The 14,898-nt window shown below is 61.8% G+C and carries 14 protein-coding genes; 9 read left to right on the top strand and 5 right to left on the bottom strand.

The window, feature by feature from the left end; genetic code table 11:
- Nucleotide 1: 1 nt before the first annotated feature.
- The 7 genes from U9R61_RS06885 (at nucleotide 2) to U9R61_RS06855 (ending at nucleotide 8,911) form a co-directional block, all read left to right on the top strand.
- Nucleotides 2–220, top strand: coding sequence for a Franean1_4349 family RiPP (locus tag U9R61_RS06885; protein WP_322488075.1), 219 nt, complete (start codon nucleotides 2–4; stop codon nucleotides 218–220).
- Between the two features lie 38 nt (nucleotides 221–258).
- Complete coding sequence (locus tag U9R61_RS06880; protein WP_322488074.1) at nucleotides 259–3,912, top strand: HEAT repeat domain-containing protein; 3,654 nt, start codon at nucleotides 259–261, stop codon at nucleotides 3,910–3,912.
- Between the two features lie 123 nt (nucleotides 3,913–4,035).
- Nucleotides 4,036–4,929 carry a R2-like ligand-binding oxidase gene (locus U9R61_RS06875; protein WP_322488073.1) on the top strand — a complete coding sequence of 298 codons (894 nt, stop codon included), beginning with the start codon at nucleotides 4,036–4,038 and terminating at the stop codon, nucleotides 4,927–4,929.
- The gene (locus tag U9R61_RS06870) at nucleotides 4,926–5,717 is read left to right on the top strand and encodes an SDR family NAD(P)-dependent oxidoreductase (RefSeq protein ID WP_322488072.1); all 792 of its coding nucleotides are present in this window, start codon (nucleotides 4,926–4,928) and stop codon (nucleotides 5,715–5,717) included. The genes U9R61_RS06875 and U9R61_RS06870 overlap by 4 nt, the downstream gene beginning before the upstream one ends.
- Nucleotides 5,718–6,405: 688 nt before the next feature.
- Complete coding sequence (locus U9R61_RS06865; RefSeq protein ID WP_322488071.1) at nucleotides 6,406–7,503, top strand: M20 family metallopeptidase; 1,098 nt, start codon at nucleotides 6,406–6,408, stop codon at nucleotides 7,501–7,503.
- A gap of 73 nt (nucleotides 7,504–7,576) precedes the next feature.
- Nucleotides 7,577–8,719, top strand: coding sequence for a THUMP domain-containing class I SAM-dependent methyltransferase (locus U9R61_RS06860; RefSeq protein ID WP_322488070.1), 1,143 nt, complete (start codon nucleotides 7,577–7,579; stop codon nucleotides 8,717–8,719).
- Nucleotides 8,720–8,722: 3 nt separating this feature from the next.
- Nucleotides 8,723–8,911 carry a hypothetical protein gene (locus U9R61_RS06855; RefSeq protein WP_322488069.1) on the top strand — a complete coding sequence of 63 codons (189 nt, stop codon included), beginning with the start codon at nucleotides 8,723–8,725 and terminating at the stop codon, nucleotides 8,909–8,911.
- Between the two features lie 41 nt (nucleotides 8,912–8,952).
- Here U9R61_RS06855 and ybeY read toward each other — a convergent pair whose 3' ends face one another.
- From ybeY to U9R61_RS06830, 5 genes are all read right to left on the bottom strand, one after another.
- Entirely contained in the window at nucleotides 8,953–9,414 is a 462-nt protein-coding gene (gene ybeY / locus U9R61_RS06850; RefSeq protein WP_322488068.1) for an rRNA maturation RNase YbeY, read from the bottom strand.
- A gap of 82 nt (nucleotides 9,415–9,496) precedes the next feature.
- Nucleotides 9,497–9,955, bottom strand: coding sequence for an NUDIX hydrolase (locus tag U9R61_RS06845; RefSeq protein WP_322488067.1), 459 nt, complete (start codon nucleotides 9,953–9,955; stop codon nucleotides 9,497–9,499).
- An 11-nt stretch (nucleotides 9,956–9,966) separates the two neighbouring features.
- Complete coding sequence (locus U9R61_RS06840; RefSeq protein ID WP_012259161.1) at nucleotides 9,967–10,518, bottom strand: inorganic diphosphatase; 552 nt, start codon at nucleotides 10,516–10,518, stop codon at nucleotides 9,967–9,969.
- A 116-nt stretch (nucleotides 10,519–10,634) separates the two neighbouring features.
- Entirely contained in the window at nucleotides 10,635–12,344 is a 1,710-nt protein-coding gene (locus tag U9R61_RS06835; RefSeq protein ID WP_322488066.1) for a hypothetical protein, read from the bottom strand.
- 175 nt (nucleotides 12,345–12,519) lie between these two features.
- Nucleotides 12,520–13,464 carry a foldase protein PrsA gene (locus U9R61_RS06830; protein WP_322488065.1) on the bottom strand — a complete coding sequence of 315 codons (945 nt, stop codon included), beginning with the start codon at nucleotides 13,462–13,464 and terminating at the stop codon, nucleotides 12,520–12,522.
- A 213-nt stretch (nucleotides 13,465–13,677) separates the two neighbouring features.
- Between U9R61_RS06830 and U9R61_RS06825 the strand changes: the two genes are divergently transcribed.
- Together U9R61_RS06825 and U9R61_RS06820 are read left to right on the top strand one after the other, a co-directional pair.
- A complete protein-coding gene (locus U9R61_RS06825) occupies nucleotides 13,678–14,460 on the top strand; it encodes an enoyl-ACP reductase (protein WP_322488064.1) in 783 nt (260 codons plus the stop codon).
- Between the two features lie 60 nt (nucleotides 14,461–14,520).
- On the top strand, nucleotides 14,521–14,877 hold the full coding sequence (locus tag U9R61_RS06820; RefSeq protein ID WP_322488063.1) for a hypothetical protein: 357 nt from the start codon (nucleotides 14,521–14,523) through the stop codon (nucleotides 14,875–14,877).
- Nucleotides 14,878–14,898: the final 21 nt, after the last annotated feature.

Genomic DNA, 14,898 nt, shown 5'->3' with positions numbered 1-14,898 from the left:
CATGTCACAGTCAGCCGTTGAGCAGGTACTTGGTCGCGCCGTCATTGATGCTGAGTTTCGCGCCCAACTGATCGCTGATGCCCGCGCAGCCTGCGCCGGTTATGATCTCACGGAAGAAGAACTGGAAGCGCTGGAACGGCTTGATGCCGAGAGCTTGCAAGCCTTCGCCGGCAAGCTTGACCCCCGCCTGTCGAAGAGCGCTGGTCGCGGCTTTTTCTAAACAAACCAAGGTGAGGGTCACTGTCAGGGAATGACGATATGCACGAGCGGAGCGCCGAACGTCCTGAACTCCATTTTGTGCCGCGCGCGCTCCGTGAATTCTTTTTACCGCGCCGGATGCCACGTAATGTGCGTGCAGCCGTCGAACATTGGCTCACGAGCGAACCGTTGACGCAATTGTTGCCGGCAGCATTGGCGGCGCCTTTCGGGATCGATCTCGCCGCTCTCTTCACCGAGCCAAACCAGCTCGCGATCATCGGGCCGCCGGCCAGCGGGCGTAGCCTTGTCCTCGCACAGATTGCCCAGCGTTGGCTCACCGATCAGCCAAGCGTACCGCTCGTGCGATTATTACTCGCTGAGCTTGACACACCGAGCTTGACGCCACGCGTGATTACGGTGCGCGCGTTGGCTAAGCTGAATCTGGCGCCGAATCCGCTCGAACACAATTTGCCTTGTCTACTGCTGATCGATGATTGGGAAGATTTACCTCCTGCCCGGCGCGGGATCTGGCAACGTTTCTTGACTGGCCTCGCCGAACGTTGGCCGCAAGCGCGGGTGGTCATTGCGTTGCCGCCGGGCGAATTGTGGCCGGGATTTCGCCATCACGCCATCGCACCGTTGCCCGCCGAACGGTTGATCGCGTGGATCCAGTGCCTCTTTCCCCACAGCGATCCACAAGCCATCTTGCCGCTATTCGAGCGCGATCCGCTGATCTTGCTGCGCGAGCGTCCGGCTGAAGTGATGTTGTTGGCGCTGACGCAGCCGCTCAGCGGTTGGCCGGTCTCGCGCGCTGCGCTGTACGAACGAGCGGTAACTTTTGCAGCTCCGCTGTTGGCTACCCTTCCCGATCAGGAGGGCTGGCGGATTGGGCGCACCGCCTATCAGCACTACCAACAAGCGATCGAACTCGCGGCCCAACCGCGCCTCGATCCCGCTGCATTCCGCAACGCTGGCCTGCACCGGCGCGCACTGGTGGCGCCATTAGCCTTTGGCGCCGCGCCGGATCCACGCCCTCTGATCACCAGCCTCTACGAAACGGAGCTGTCACCGGCGGAGCGGTTGTTGTTGCTGGCCCGTTCCCTCCGTGAACGGCCACGGCTCGATCCAGCATTGAGCCGGCCTCTGATCGACGAGATCTGCCAGCACGGCGGTGAGGCATTGAACATGTTGGCGCCAGCATTGCCGGTGATGCTCATCGACATTAGCCGCACCCAACCAGATCAGCGCAACCCATTATTGGAACAGATCGTGAGCCAGCTCGCGCCGACGGCTGGCATCGCATTGCTGATGACGCTGCTCGACACCAGTGATGCCCCGCCAGCGCTGCGCTGGCACGCGATCGACCTGCTCTGCCGGCAACAGATTCTGCCGCCGCCCTTGCCTGCCTACGCCGATCTGATCAGCCAAGCCGGTCGTTGCCTCCTCGCTGTGAGTCGCGCCAGCACCATCGATCAGTTAGCCGATCCGGCAGTGCATCTTGGTCTGCGGTTGCTCCTTAGCGGTGCAGCCGGTGAAGAGCGGCAACAGCTCATTGCGCGCCATGTGCTGCGGCAGACAACGCTGCCATCCAGCCTGCGCGCACTTGCGCCGGCAGCGTTGCCCCGCGACGAATTGCAACAGGCCGCCATTGATCAAACCGCGGAGGTGCGGCAAGCGGCCCGCGCGGTCTGGTTGCGCACCGGCAATCTTGACCAACTAGCCCGCTTTGTCATTCAACCGAACCATCCGTGGCTAGCCCGTGATGAAGCGCTTGCGGATCTGGCCGCCACCCCTGCCGGCCATCCACTGCTGGCCGGATTCGCATTGAGCAACCGCTTGCCGCTTGATCTACGCTTGCGCGCTATCAGCCGGCTGCATCGCTTGCCACAGGGCTTTGACCTGCTCACCCGCTTGCTGCACGCAGTCGATGAACCGGCGCTTATCCGCGCTGCTTCGGCTCGCCAACTGGCTCACTTCCCGCATGCCGTCATGCTGCTCAGCCCATTCTTAGGCCAGCAACACCCGCCGCTGGTGCGCCGGGCAGTGGCCCAAACGCTCGACGCATTGGCTGCGCACAACCATCCATCAGCGTTAGCCGCGCGCACAACCCTCATCGCTGCGCTCGATCAGCCCGACCTTGACGCCACGTTAACCACGACCATCATCATGGCGCTTGGCCAACACGGCGGCAAGCAGGCATTGGTCACGTTGGGTCGCTTGCTCGCGCCGAGGTATGGCGTCCACTTGTTAGAAACGTGGATCTCCGCGTTACCGGCGCTGATCGGGCCAGTTGATCAATGGCTATCGCAAGCTGAAGAGCCGGCCACCCGCGCCCTCTTAGCCGATGTGATGGTGACAAGCGACACCGTAGCCAGCGCAGTGACCATCCCGATTGACCGACCTTCGGCCCTGATTGCCCGCCACGTGTTACGGATTGCTAGTGCAGCAGCGCGCGCCATCAGGATGATCGGACACCATCAACCTACGCTAGCCCCAGCCATCAGCGCTTTGATCGGCGTCGCTCTACACGACACCAGCGCGCCGCGCTCGCTCGGTGAGCTGTTGGCTGCCGATCCATCCATTGACCTAACCGCCATTGCGCGTAGCGCCCAACATGATGCCCCCTTGCGCGCCGCGGCGCTGCAAGCGATTGCCGGACGGCCTGATGGATCAACGACGTTGCTGCACCTCGCGGAAAACGCTGATGTAGAACTTGCCTGCGCCGCGCTTGACCGCCTTGCGCCGCCATGTTCCGCACCGATGATCAAGACGCTGTTGCGTCTTGCCAGCGTAGACAGCGCCGAACCGGTGCGGCTGGCAGCGTTGCAAGCGTTGGGCCACAGCGCCGACCCCGCTGCAACGCCGGCGCTGATGGCCATCGCCACCAACGAACAGGAGCCGCTAACTATCCGCGCAGCGGCACTCGATGCCGCAGTCGCTGCACCGGTAGAACAGCTCATCGAATGTATTACCATGCAACCCGATCCCATCCGCAGTGCGGCGCTGCGCGCGCTCAGTCGCAGCGATCGCCCGATTCCAGCCAACATGCTGCACCGGCTGGCATTTGACGCTGATCAGGTTTGCGCGCTTGCCGCCGTCAACGCGCTCGCAGCCCAAGCCGAAACCACAACGCCAATCTTAGTCCGCGTTATGCGGAGCCACCCCGATCTCGCTGTGCGCCTTGCCGCCGCCGCCGCCCTCAGCCCAACCACAGCCAACGAAACGATACCGGTCTTTGTCGAAGCATTGCTCGCGCCATACCCTGCCCTGCAAACACAAGCGTTCAGCCTACTCGCCGCTGCCGATCCGCACCACGCGACGCTCCGGCAACCGCTCATCGATCCGCACGCCCCTGATGTATTGAAGTTACTCGCGCTGCAGCATCTCAAGAACGTGGCGCCGGACGATCCGCTCATTCGCGCGGTGGCAAGCGATGCCAACGCCGCCGAATCGCTCCGTTGCCACGCGATTACCGCCCTGAGCCAGCACGCCGATCACGATGTAATCCAGTTCTTGGCCTATTTGGCCATGGCCGGCGACCAACCCCTCAAGGTGCTTCACGCCGCAGTGAAGGCGCTCGACCAGCACTGCGCAGGGTTAGCCAACGTCGCTGTATTGCAGGCGCTGGCTGCGCTCGCTACTGCGCCTATCCCAGAGGTGGCGCTGTGGGCTGGCGAAGCGCTGCTGGATAGGTTAGCAAGCGCAAGTCTGTAAACTCAACACGCAAAAAGCAGGCTGAGCAGGCAGCGGTATAATGGCGATCAAGACCAAACCTGCCAATATGCCTTTGCGCTGTATCCCGCCGCACCTAGGCGCTTACTATGAGAGGAGAACGGGATGGCCCACACCGATTTCATCACCACCAGCCGCGGCTTGCGCCGCAATAGCCCGCCAATGCGCCTGTTTGAGAAGGCCAAACAGTTCGGCATCTGGAACCCCTCGCTGATCGATCTCAGCCGCGATCGCCACGACTGGGAACAATTGCGCGACGAAGAGCGCGACCTGTTGCTGCGCTTGACCGCACTCTTCCAAGCGGGTGAAGAGGCCGTCACCCTCGATTTGCTGCCGCTGATCGGCGCTGTCGCCCGCGATGGCCGCTTGGAAGAGGAGTTGTACCTTACGACGTTTCTGTTTGAAGAGGCGAAGCATACTGATTTCTTTGCCCGCTTTATCAGTGAAGTCGCGCGCGCTCACCCCGACCTCAGCCGCTACCATACACCGAGTTACCGCGCCTTGATCTACGAGGCGCTACCGGCAGCGATGCACCGGCTGGAGCAAGACCCCTCGCCCTTCAACCTCGCCGAAGCGTCGCTGACCTACAACATGATCGTCGAAGGAGTGCTGGCCGAGACCGGCTACCACGGCTACTTTACCATTCTCGACACCCACAACCTCATGCCCGGCGTGCGCGAGGGCATTCGCCTGCTCAAGCAAGACGAGTCGCGCCACATCGCCTATGGCATCTATCTGCTTTCACGCCTGATCGCAACCGATCAGCGGATTTGGGATCACATTGTCGAACGGATGAACGAGCTGCTCTTGCATGCGATGGGTGTGATCGACGAGATCTTTGCCAGCTACGATGAGATGCCGTTCGGTTTGCAAGTGGAAATGTTCAGCAATTTCGCCCTCAACCAATTCCAGCGCCGTTTGAACCGGCTTGAGATGGCGTGCCAGCAGAGCCTCGCCGAGATTGAAGGGCTGGCGACTGATGACGAGGAAGCCGTATGAGCGCATTTGCCCGGCGGGTTGTGTTGCTGACCGGCGCCGGCGGCGGGTTGGGGCGCGAGTTTGCCCGCCAATTGCTAGTCGCCGGAGCTGAACTCATTTTGAGCAGCCATAGCCGCCAACGTCTCACCGCAGCCGCCGAATTTGCCGCGCATGGCCCAACCAACAAGAAGGCCGGACGCATCTGCGCGCTGTTGCCCGCCGATCTGAGTGATCCGGCCAGTTGCGATCGCTTAGCCCAGCAGGTTACGCAGGTTGCGCCTGATCTTGACCTGATCATTCACAACGCTGGCATCGGCCTGTACGGGCCACTCAACGCGATACCGGCGGAAGCCGCCGAACGGCTGCTCCGCATCAACTTGCACGCCCCGATCCGGCTGACAGCGGCGCTCTTGCCCGTCTTGCGCAACCGGCCCCACAGTCAAATCGTGTTTATCTCGTCGATCCTTGGCCGCGCCGCGCTCCCGAACATTAGCGTCTACAGCGCGGCCAAATTCGGTTTGCGCGGCTTTGCCAGCGGCCTCACCGCCGAAGGGTACAGTGTTAGTACCGTCTATCCCTTCTTCACGCAAACCGACATTCTCGACGCACCCCAGTACGGTGACGGGCCAAAGCGGCGCGTACCGGGATGGTTGGTTGATCAACCGCCGCCGGTGGTACGGGCCAGCCTCACCGGCATCGCCGCTCGCCGCCCCCATATCTACCCCAGTTGGAAAGCGCATCTCTACGCGACGGTAGCGGACATCGTGCCTGATATCTTACCGCCCTTCAGCCGGTTGGTCGCAGGGTAAAGCGGATATGGAGTGCGGCAGTTAAACTGCCGTACTCCATACGTTTCGTGGGCATTGTGAGAGGCGAGAGTGTACAGCCCCCTTTCAAGGGCGGACAGAACGTATGAGCGTAGATATGGTTGATGGCGTTGTGATGCGCCATTGCGCCCTCACCCCCCAACCCCCTCTCCCGCCTCACGGCGGGAGAGGGAGAGCCGCCGGATTGGCGGCAACGACATTGCTTGCAGCGGAACGGAGCAGCACCCCTCTCCCACACCACTGGGAGAGGGGCTGGGGGTGAGGGGGAACCATCGCCCGCGTTCCTTCTGTCATTGCGAGGGCGCACAGCGCCCGAAGCAATCTCCCGCTTTAGCGCAAGTGACACCTCAGCGGGTTCACTCCGCGATCGTGGGAGATTGCTTCGCCGCGCTCCGCTTGGGGCGCAATCACAATGGGCGCGCGGGGGTACCGCCCGCTCCCCAGCCTTCCCCCGCTGGAGGAGGGAGGCATACCTCATCCCCAGTAGAATGGAGGGCCATCCCCCAGCGGAGAGCGGGAACACATTTGTTGCCGGTAAAACATCGTAATAGCGCCGTACTGCTCTAGGTCTGTGGTACACTAGGGAAAGTACCAAGACGCACTAGCGCGCAGACGCCCCAACGCTTGGGTACATGGTGTCTGCGCGCTCCTCATCATCAGGATTGAGCGTATGCGCGAGCTTGCCGAAGAACTCACCCGCCTGACGTGCGACCTGATCCGTTTTGAAACGATTGCCGGACGTCCTGATCAGTTGCAGGCGGCGATTGATTATGTCGCTACTTATCTGGCCGATGTGCCGGGCATTTATCTCGAACAAAGCAGCGCCGAAGGCAAACCGGCGCTGGTGGTTACGCTTCGACCAACCCGCGCGCCGCGCCTGATGCTGAACGGCCATTTGGACGTGGTGGTCGGCCAGCCGCACCAGTTCGCGCCAGAGGTGCGCGATGGCCGGATCTATGGACGCGGCGGCCAAGATATGAAGGGGAGCGTAGCGGTGATGATGCGGCTGATCCGCGATTTGGCCGCCCGTCCTCACCCGCCCGACGTCGGCTTTCAGTTTGTGACTGACGAAGAGATTGGCGGGCGCAACGGCACCGGACGGCTGCGCGATGAAGGCTGGCGGTGTGAGTTTATGCTCTGTCTCGAACCGACTGATCTTGGCATCTTGTTCGAACACAAAGGCGGCATGTGGGCCCAGTTGCGCATTCCCGGTCGCGCCGCCCACGGCTCGCGGCCATGGGAAGGCGATAACCCGATCTACCGCCTGACCCAAGGTATCACCGCCATCACCGAACGCTATCCGCCGCCAACCGGCCCGCACGATTGGCGCACCTCGGTCACGCCGACTGAAATTCGGGTGGGAGCCGGCTCGCACAATCAGGTACCGGCTGAGGCGCTGGTGACGTTTGATATTCGCTGGACTGCCGATACGACGCCGGAGGCGATTCAGGCTGATTTGCAAGCAGTATTCCCAACAGCGGAATTCGTGAGCGTGATGGCTAGCGCCGGTCTCCGCACCGACCCCGAACACCACGAGGTCGGCCAGATTGCCGAGCTGATCGAACGCCACACCGGCCAGCCGCCACGCTTCTACCGCGAACATTTCGCGACCGATGCGCGCTACTATTCGCATATCGGCGTGCCCGCCATCTGCCTCGGCCCGGTGGGTCAAGGGTTGCATTCGGCAGAAGAATGGGTCGAAATTGCGAGTCTGGTGACGCTCTATCAAATTATTACCAGTTATATTGACACCATGCGCGAGCAGTAAACGCGCAATACCTTCCCATTGGCTTGCACTGCAATCGAGAGCGAGTTCATACGAATCAGAAGTTCAAACCAGTATGCTTTACCTATTACAAACCCTACCCGGTCTTGCCGCGCTCACGTGGCGGGAAGTCGAGCAAAAGATCCGGCCCGACACCGATCGACCGGTGCCGCGTCAAGTCGGCATCCGCAGCGTGCCGGCACGCAACGACCTCATCCTGCTCGACCATCAAGGTTCGCCGCGCCCGCTGTTGGCATTGCGCACGATTGAGGATGTCTTCGTCGTTGCAGCTCGCGGCTTTAAAATTGCCCCCGATGATCGCGGCTTGCGCCAGATCCATGCCGCCACCCGCAACGAAGAGGCGGTAAAACCGGCGCTCGACGTTTGGCGGCGGTTGAATGGCGGCAAACGCAACGGCACCTTTCGCGTCGTGACCCGCATCGTCGGCAAGCACAGTTTTCAGCGTCGCGAGTTTGGCCGCGCCGTCGCCGACGCGATTCGCGATGGCTGGCCGGGACGCTGGCAGCCCATCGAGGAAGAGGCCGATCTGGAAGTGTGGGCAACGTTGCTCGAACAAGAACTGACCGTCGCGATCCGGCTCTCTGACGCCTCGTTGCGCCTGCGCGGCAAGATTGCCCACCTGCCAGCCTCGCTGCGTCCAGCCTTAGCGGCAGCGATGGTCATGTTGACTCATCCGGCAGAGGATGACATCTTCCTCGACCCGATGGCCGGCGTTGGCACCTTGTTGCTCGAACGAGCGGCAGCAGGGCCGTTTGCCGCGCTGTACGGCGGCGACATCAGCCCGGCGGCAGTGACAGCGATGCAGGCCAATTTGCGCAGCGTGCGCGGCCAGATCGAAGTGCGGCGCTGGAATACGACAAAATTGCCGTTGCCTGACGCGAGCGTGACCAAAGTGGCGGTGAATTTGCCTTTTGGCACCCAGATCGGTGAGGGCGAAGACCTCGAAGAGCTGTACCGCGATGTGCTGTACCAGATTGCCCGCGTGCTCAAGCCGGGAGGGAGACTGGTAACGCTCGTCGCTGATCAGCAGCTGCTCGACCGCGCCCGCGCTCATGCAGCACCGGTCTTGCGCGCCACCACCCGCCACCGGGTGCTGGTGCTCGGCCATCGGGCAACCATCTGTGAACACATCCGCGTGGCCGGTGCGGCAACCCCGCCGCCGCCGCCGCTGCCCCCCGAAGACGACGACTGGGAGTAACACATGCCGCGCCGAATCCGTTCGCTGATCAGCACCTTGATTATTGTGTTTGTCTTTTGGTTGATCTGGTCGCGGCTGCACATTGTGATCTGGGTACAAATGCCGTGGTGGGGGTTATTGATCTTGGCGATCGGGATCTATTTGGTGATCGATTACGGGATCGATCAAGTGTTTGGCCGGCGGCGGCGGTAGGGGTATAGTGGTGCCCCTACGCTTGTCCCTACCGCCGCTCTTTACCGCGGCAATCCCAACGCCGCCATCACCGCCTCTTCGCGAGCGCGCATGGCGGCCTCGTCATCAGGGCCGCGCTCGTGATCGTAGCCAAGCAGGTGCAACACGCCATGCACGGTCAGATAGGCCAATTCGCGGGCCGGACTATGGCCATACTCTGCCGCTTGCGCCAACACCCGCTGGTACGAGATCGCAATATCGCCGAGATAGCGCGGCTGATCGGGTGCCACCACAAACAGCCCCCGATCACCATCATCGGCGAAGGAGAGGACATCGGTTGGCGCGTCAACCCCGCGAAAATCACGGTTGAGCCGGTGTAATTCGGCGTCGGTGGTAATGCGAATGCCAAGCTCGCACCCGGCAGGCGCGTGTTCGTTGGTCAGCGCCGTGCGTGCCGCTTGTTCGACTACCGTCGCATCAACTTCGATCCCCTCATCAACCAGCACTTCAATGGTATAGTTCATAGCCTGTGCGCCCCTTGCGCGAAAAAAACGACGCAGAGAATCGCGCTATTGACGGCTGCGACCCTCTGCTGTCTGACCCAGCTTACGGTTTTGGCTCATCGGCAGCGCGCTGCAATGCCTGCTGCGCCAGCAACAGCACATCACGCTCGCGCTCGAACGAGACGCGGCGCAGCGCTTCGTCAAGCGGAAACCAACGGGCATCATCAACCTCTCCCGCTTGTGGCCGCACCTCACCCCGTTCGTAGCGCAGCAGAAAGAGATCGACGTATTTATGCACTCGGCCCGTGCCCGACCGAAACCAATACTCGATCGTCGCCAGATGCCGCTCAACCACGCCTTCCAAACCGGTCTCTTCGGCAACTTCACGCACGGCGGCGGCCTCAGCGGTCTCACCGCGGTTGACATGCCCTTTAGGCAGCCCCCAGCGCTCGCCGCGATCGGTGGCAATCAGCGCCACTTCGACCTGCGCGGCGACGATCCGGTAAATGACACCGCCAGCCGAATAGGCTGTGCGATGTGACAAAGAACGGCGTGAAGTCATGGATGTCCGAATCAGGCACGCTTGAGTACACGACCGGCTCGCATGTCCCAATAGCGATCGATCGAGTACTGGATCCGCTCGCGAGCGACATCCGCCGACTCCCAGCCGACCGGCTCGACCCGTGAGCCTTCGAGGTCTTTGTACACGGTAAAGAAGTGCTCGACTTCGCGCAAGTAGTGCGCCGGCAAGGCGGTATAGTTGTGGTAATCGGCGAAGAAGGGATCGTACTGCAACACTGCCAGCACCTTATCATCCGGCTCGCCCTTATCGAGCATGCGGAACAGGCCCAGCGGGCGCGCTTCGACAATGCAACCGGGGAAGGTCGGCAGATTGGTCATTACCAGCACATCGAGCGGGTCGCCGTCATCGTAGTAGGTCTGCGGCATAAAGCCATAGTCACCGGGATACTGCACTGCCGAATAGAGCACCCGGTCGAGGCGGAACGCACCAATCCGCTTGTCAAACTCGTACTTGTTGCGCGATCCCTTCGGAATTTCAACCACAACGTGAATCACATTCGGAACGTCTGGGCCGGGCTCCAGATCGTGCCACAGGTTCTGCATTGGTAGCCTCACTCGCATAACGTAACTTGACCCATTACCGCAAGATTATAACACGTCATGGCAGCAAAGAATCGGAGAGACATGGCTAGCCACGTCTCTCCGCTGAGCTCGTTCCTTTATTGGGCGGCGAGCGCCAGCGCAATCCCGCTGGCCCGATAGCGCGGCCATTCGGCTTGCGGCGCATAGCTGATGATCACCACGTTTTCCGCCAACCGCGCCACTCCAGCGATAGCGCTGCCGTTGGCCGCTTGGCCGGTGAAGGTGATCAGGCGGCTGCCGTCAGGGAGTTGGTACGGCGCTTCAGCTTGGGCCACCGTAACCCAATCAGTGACCGCTTGCGACCACGCCGCTTCGCTCAGCACCGCCGGATCGGACACTGCGCGCCGGCCCACTAACCGGCCATTGCCGGTCGCCGCCAGCTCGCCGGGTTGCGTGACCGGCAGCACTTCCCATTCCGCTGGAATCATGATTGCGCCGGTATCGATCTGGGCCGTTGCCAACCCAGCCGGCGCCCAGATCAACGGGCTGGCGTAATCGACGATGGTCGTCAACCGCCGTTGCGGTTCGCCACGCGGCGAGAGTTGCCACACTTCGCCGGCAGTCGCCTCGGCATAGAGTGGCTGATTGAGATCAGCAGCCGGGTTCCAGCCAGAGGGTACCAGCGCCGCCAACGCATTGCCGTCAGGCGACCATGCCGCCGCCACCACCCGGGGCAAACCGGCCACCAGTTGGCCGCGCAGTGTCACATCGCCACCCGGCAACACCTCGCGCCGCTCGCCGCGCAGCTCGACCAACGCCAGCCCCCAGATATCGTAGCCGGTAAAACCGCGGGCATCGCTAAAGTTATACCCTACCAGCGCCAAGCGCTGGCCATCGGGGGCAAACGCAGGCGGACGGTGCCAACCGGCGCCAGCTAGCGCAGGCACGCCACCGCCCTCGCTGCTGCCGGCGATCATGGTTAGATTGATGTCAACCAGCGCCTGATAGCCGAGAAAGCGTTGATACGCCACCTCGCGCGCATCGGGCGACCATGCTGGCGCATAGACGAGATAGCCCGCCTCGACCGAGCCATCGGCAGTCGCGAAGTTCCATGCGTTAGCGCCAGCCCGATTCACCAGCCGGATCGCGTTGGTTTGGCCGGGGAAGGGCAAGAAGTCAGGTTGCGCGGTTGGCGGCGTCGTGTAGGCCAACCGGCGGCCATCAGAGGCGAACACCGGATCGCAGCCGGAGCCGATGGCGCGTTCTGTCGCCGCTGGCAGATCGACGATCGCAACGGTTGCCGCCGCACACCAGCGGCTCCAGCGCTCCCAATCGAACGGCAAAACCGGCGGATCAGCGGCAGCGGCGTAGGCAAGCGACAAGCCGTCAGGCGTCCAACTCAGACCATACGCCGCGCGACCGCGCATCAGCACCCGCGCCTCACCGCTCTGGCGATCGATCACGCTGATCGTCTGACCATGGGCAATCGCAATCTGCCGGCCAGTAGCATCAACGGCGACATCACGCACCTCAGCGGCCAGCACTCGCTCGCGCCCGCTCGCCGGATCGAGCGCCACCAATGACCCATTCCGCAAAAAGAGAATCTCAGTGGGATAGGCCGGCGCGACGACCTGCGTTTGGGGCAACGACGTGGGTGAAATCGGCGCCGGCGTTGGCAGCGTGGTTGGCGTCAAGGTTGGCACCGCCGTCGGCAACGTGACCGTTGCGGTCGCCGGCGCGGCAGTCGGTGAAGGAATCGGCGAAGACGGCGCCGGCGTTGGCGGCAACGACGCCATGCCGCACCCGGCGAGAACGAGCAAGCAGAGCAGCCAGAGACGGTGCAACATTGTGATCACGTCCTTCCTGCAAGCAGGCGAATGCTCATCTTGGAGAGTTGCGGCGCCAACCGGACGCACGCAATCATCCCGTTCACTATAAAGATGAACGTGATCGATCGTTAGTTCCCGCAGTAGGGACAGAGCGCTGCTCTGTCCGGACAGAGCAGCGCTCTGTCCCTACCGATTACGGTTGGGTTAACGTCGTGAGATCAACAAGCATCTCAATCTTACCGGCTGACTGGGCAGCGCTGCGCAACTCGGCCACCCACGGCAAGAAGGTGGTGCTGAACGCCTCTTGGCCGGCAGGCGTATCGAGCAATGCCCGGTCATCAAACGAACGCACCTCCGGCCCGCCGGTCACTTCGATAATGTGCCAGCCGTAATCGGTCTGCACCAAGCGCAGCTCACCCGGCTTCATGCTAAACATCGCCTCTTCAAACGGCGCAACATACAGACCACGCGGCGCCCAACCCAGATCGCCGCCTTGGGCCGCCGACCCCGGATCATCCGAGCGCGTGCGGGCCAGCGCCGCAAAATCGCCGCCATTTTGCAATTCAGCCAGAATCGCCTCAGCCGTAGCTTTGCGGCTCTCGGCTTCTTCAGGTGTGGCCGACACTAAAATATGGCGCGCGCGCACCTGCTCGGCAGTGGTATGCTTGAGCAACATCTGCTCGATCAGCGCATCACGGCGCAGCAACCGGCGCAATTCCGCCTCATCGGCAATGTTATTGCTTTGCAGGAATGCCGCAAACTGAGCCTCGTCACCACCAGCCTGCGCCAGCCGCAACTGGGTCACTTGCTCGTCGATTTTGGTCTCATCGACGGTAGCGCCCTCTTGCAGAGCGGCCTGCACGACTAATTCAACATCGATCATCTGATCAAGCAATGTTTTTGGATCAGCCCCCGGCAAATAAAACCGATCAAAATCCCGCCGCAAGATAAACCCGTCGCCAACCCGCGCAATCACCCCTTCCGGCGCTGAAGCAGTTGCGGCGGTTGGTGCCGGCGGCGCGCTGGTCGTTGGCGAACCGGCTACTGTTGGCCCCGATGGCCCACCGCAGGCGGTTAGCAAAAGGCTCGCGGCCAAAACCAGCCACGCAGCGCGGCGAATAAACCAAGCTAGCCTCACGAATAGACTCCTCTCCAAAACCAAGCAGTTGACGCATTCCAGACAATACGTCGTAATATGTTCATCCTACCACATGTTGCATACCGGCACGAACAAGAGATGGCGATCATACGCACCAAAACCTTTGCGTCAAAGTATGGTAAGATGGCGCGCTAGTGAGGCGAAACAACGTTTGCCCAGATTGCAAGCTGCGATATGATGGAGGAACAACCTATGGGCCTTATGGAAGGCAAGAAGGGCCTGATTCTCGGTGTGGCCAACGAGCGCTCGATCGCGTGGGGCATCGCGCAGGCCCTGCATCGCGAAGGAGCGACGATTGGCTTTACCTACCTTGGCGAGGCGCTGGAGCGGCGCGTGCGCCCGTTGGCCGAGAGCCTCAATGCGCCCTTGATCGAGCCGTGCGATGTGTCGAAAGATGAAGACATCGCCGCGCTGATGGAACGCGCCCGCGAGACGTTTGGCCAGATCGATTTTCTCGTGCATGCGATCGCGTTCGCCAACAAAGAGGAATTGAGCGGAACGATTCTCAATACGACCCGCGAAGGCTTCCGCATTGCGCTTGAGATTAGCGCCTATTCGCTGATCGCGCTGGTCAAAGCCGCCGAACCGATCTTTGCCCCCAACGCGACCGTGCTGACGCTCAGCTACCACGGTGCGCGGCAGGTGATCGGCAGCTACAACGTCATGGGAATCGCGAAGGCTGCGCTCGAAGCCAGTGTGCGTTATCTCGCCGCCGGCCTCGGCCCGCGCGGGATTCGCGTCAATGCCATCAGCGCCGGCCCGATCCGTACCCTCGCTGCGAGCGGCATCTCGAACTTCCGCAGCTTGCATAAGCACTTCGCCGAATATGCACCGCTCCGCCGCAATGTGACGATCGAAGATGTCGGCAATGCCGCGCTCTACCTCTGCTCACCCTTGTCAGCCGGCGTCACCGGTGAGATTCATTATGTCGATGCCGGCTTCAACGCGATTGTGCCCGGCAGCAGCGAAGAGTAGCGGATCGAACGGCAGTGTGCTACAATGGGTCAACATGCGCACTGCAATGCGGAGGAGAGCATGGTAGAGGTTGCAATTGTCTCAACCGATGGCGGAACGGCGCAACGGTTAGCAGCGCTGCTCGCGAACCTTGATTTCCGCGTCACGGCATATACGCCCGATACGCTACCGGCAGAGCTGCCAGCCTTGTTTATCGTGGCGATGCCGGCGCTGGCTTCGCCCGAAGAGCAGGTGATCGAGCGCCTCCGCGCTGATGAGGCGACGGCGAACATCCCAATTGTAATTGTGAGCGCATTGCCGATGAACGAGTTGCAATCGGTGCCCTACGCCAGCGATTGGACGATCGCGATCGTGCCAGAGCCGGTCGAGGCAAATGTATTAGTCGACACGATCCATTTCCTCTTAGGCAAGGGATGATTGCTTGGCAAGGGCGGGTCG

The sequence above is a fragment of the Chloroflexus sp. genome, assembly GCF_034431535.1.
GTDB lineage: Bacteria > Chloroflexota > Chloroflexia > Chloroflexales > Chloroflexaceae > Chloroflexus.
Note: the sequence above shows the minus strand (reverse complement) of the source record. Positions and strands in the feature narration are given on the sequence as shown.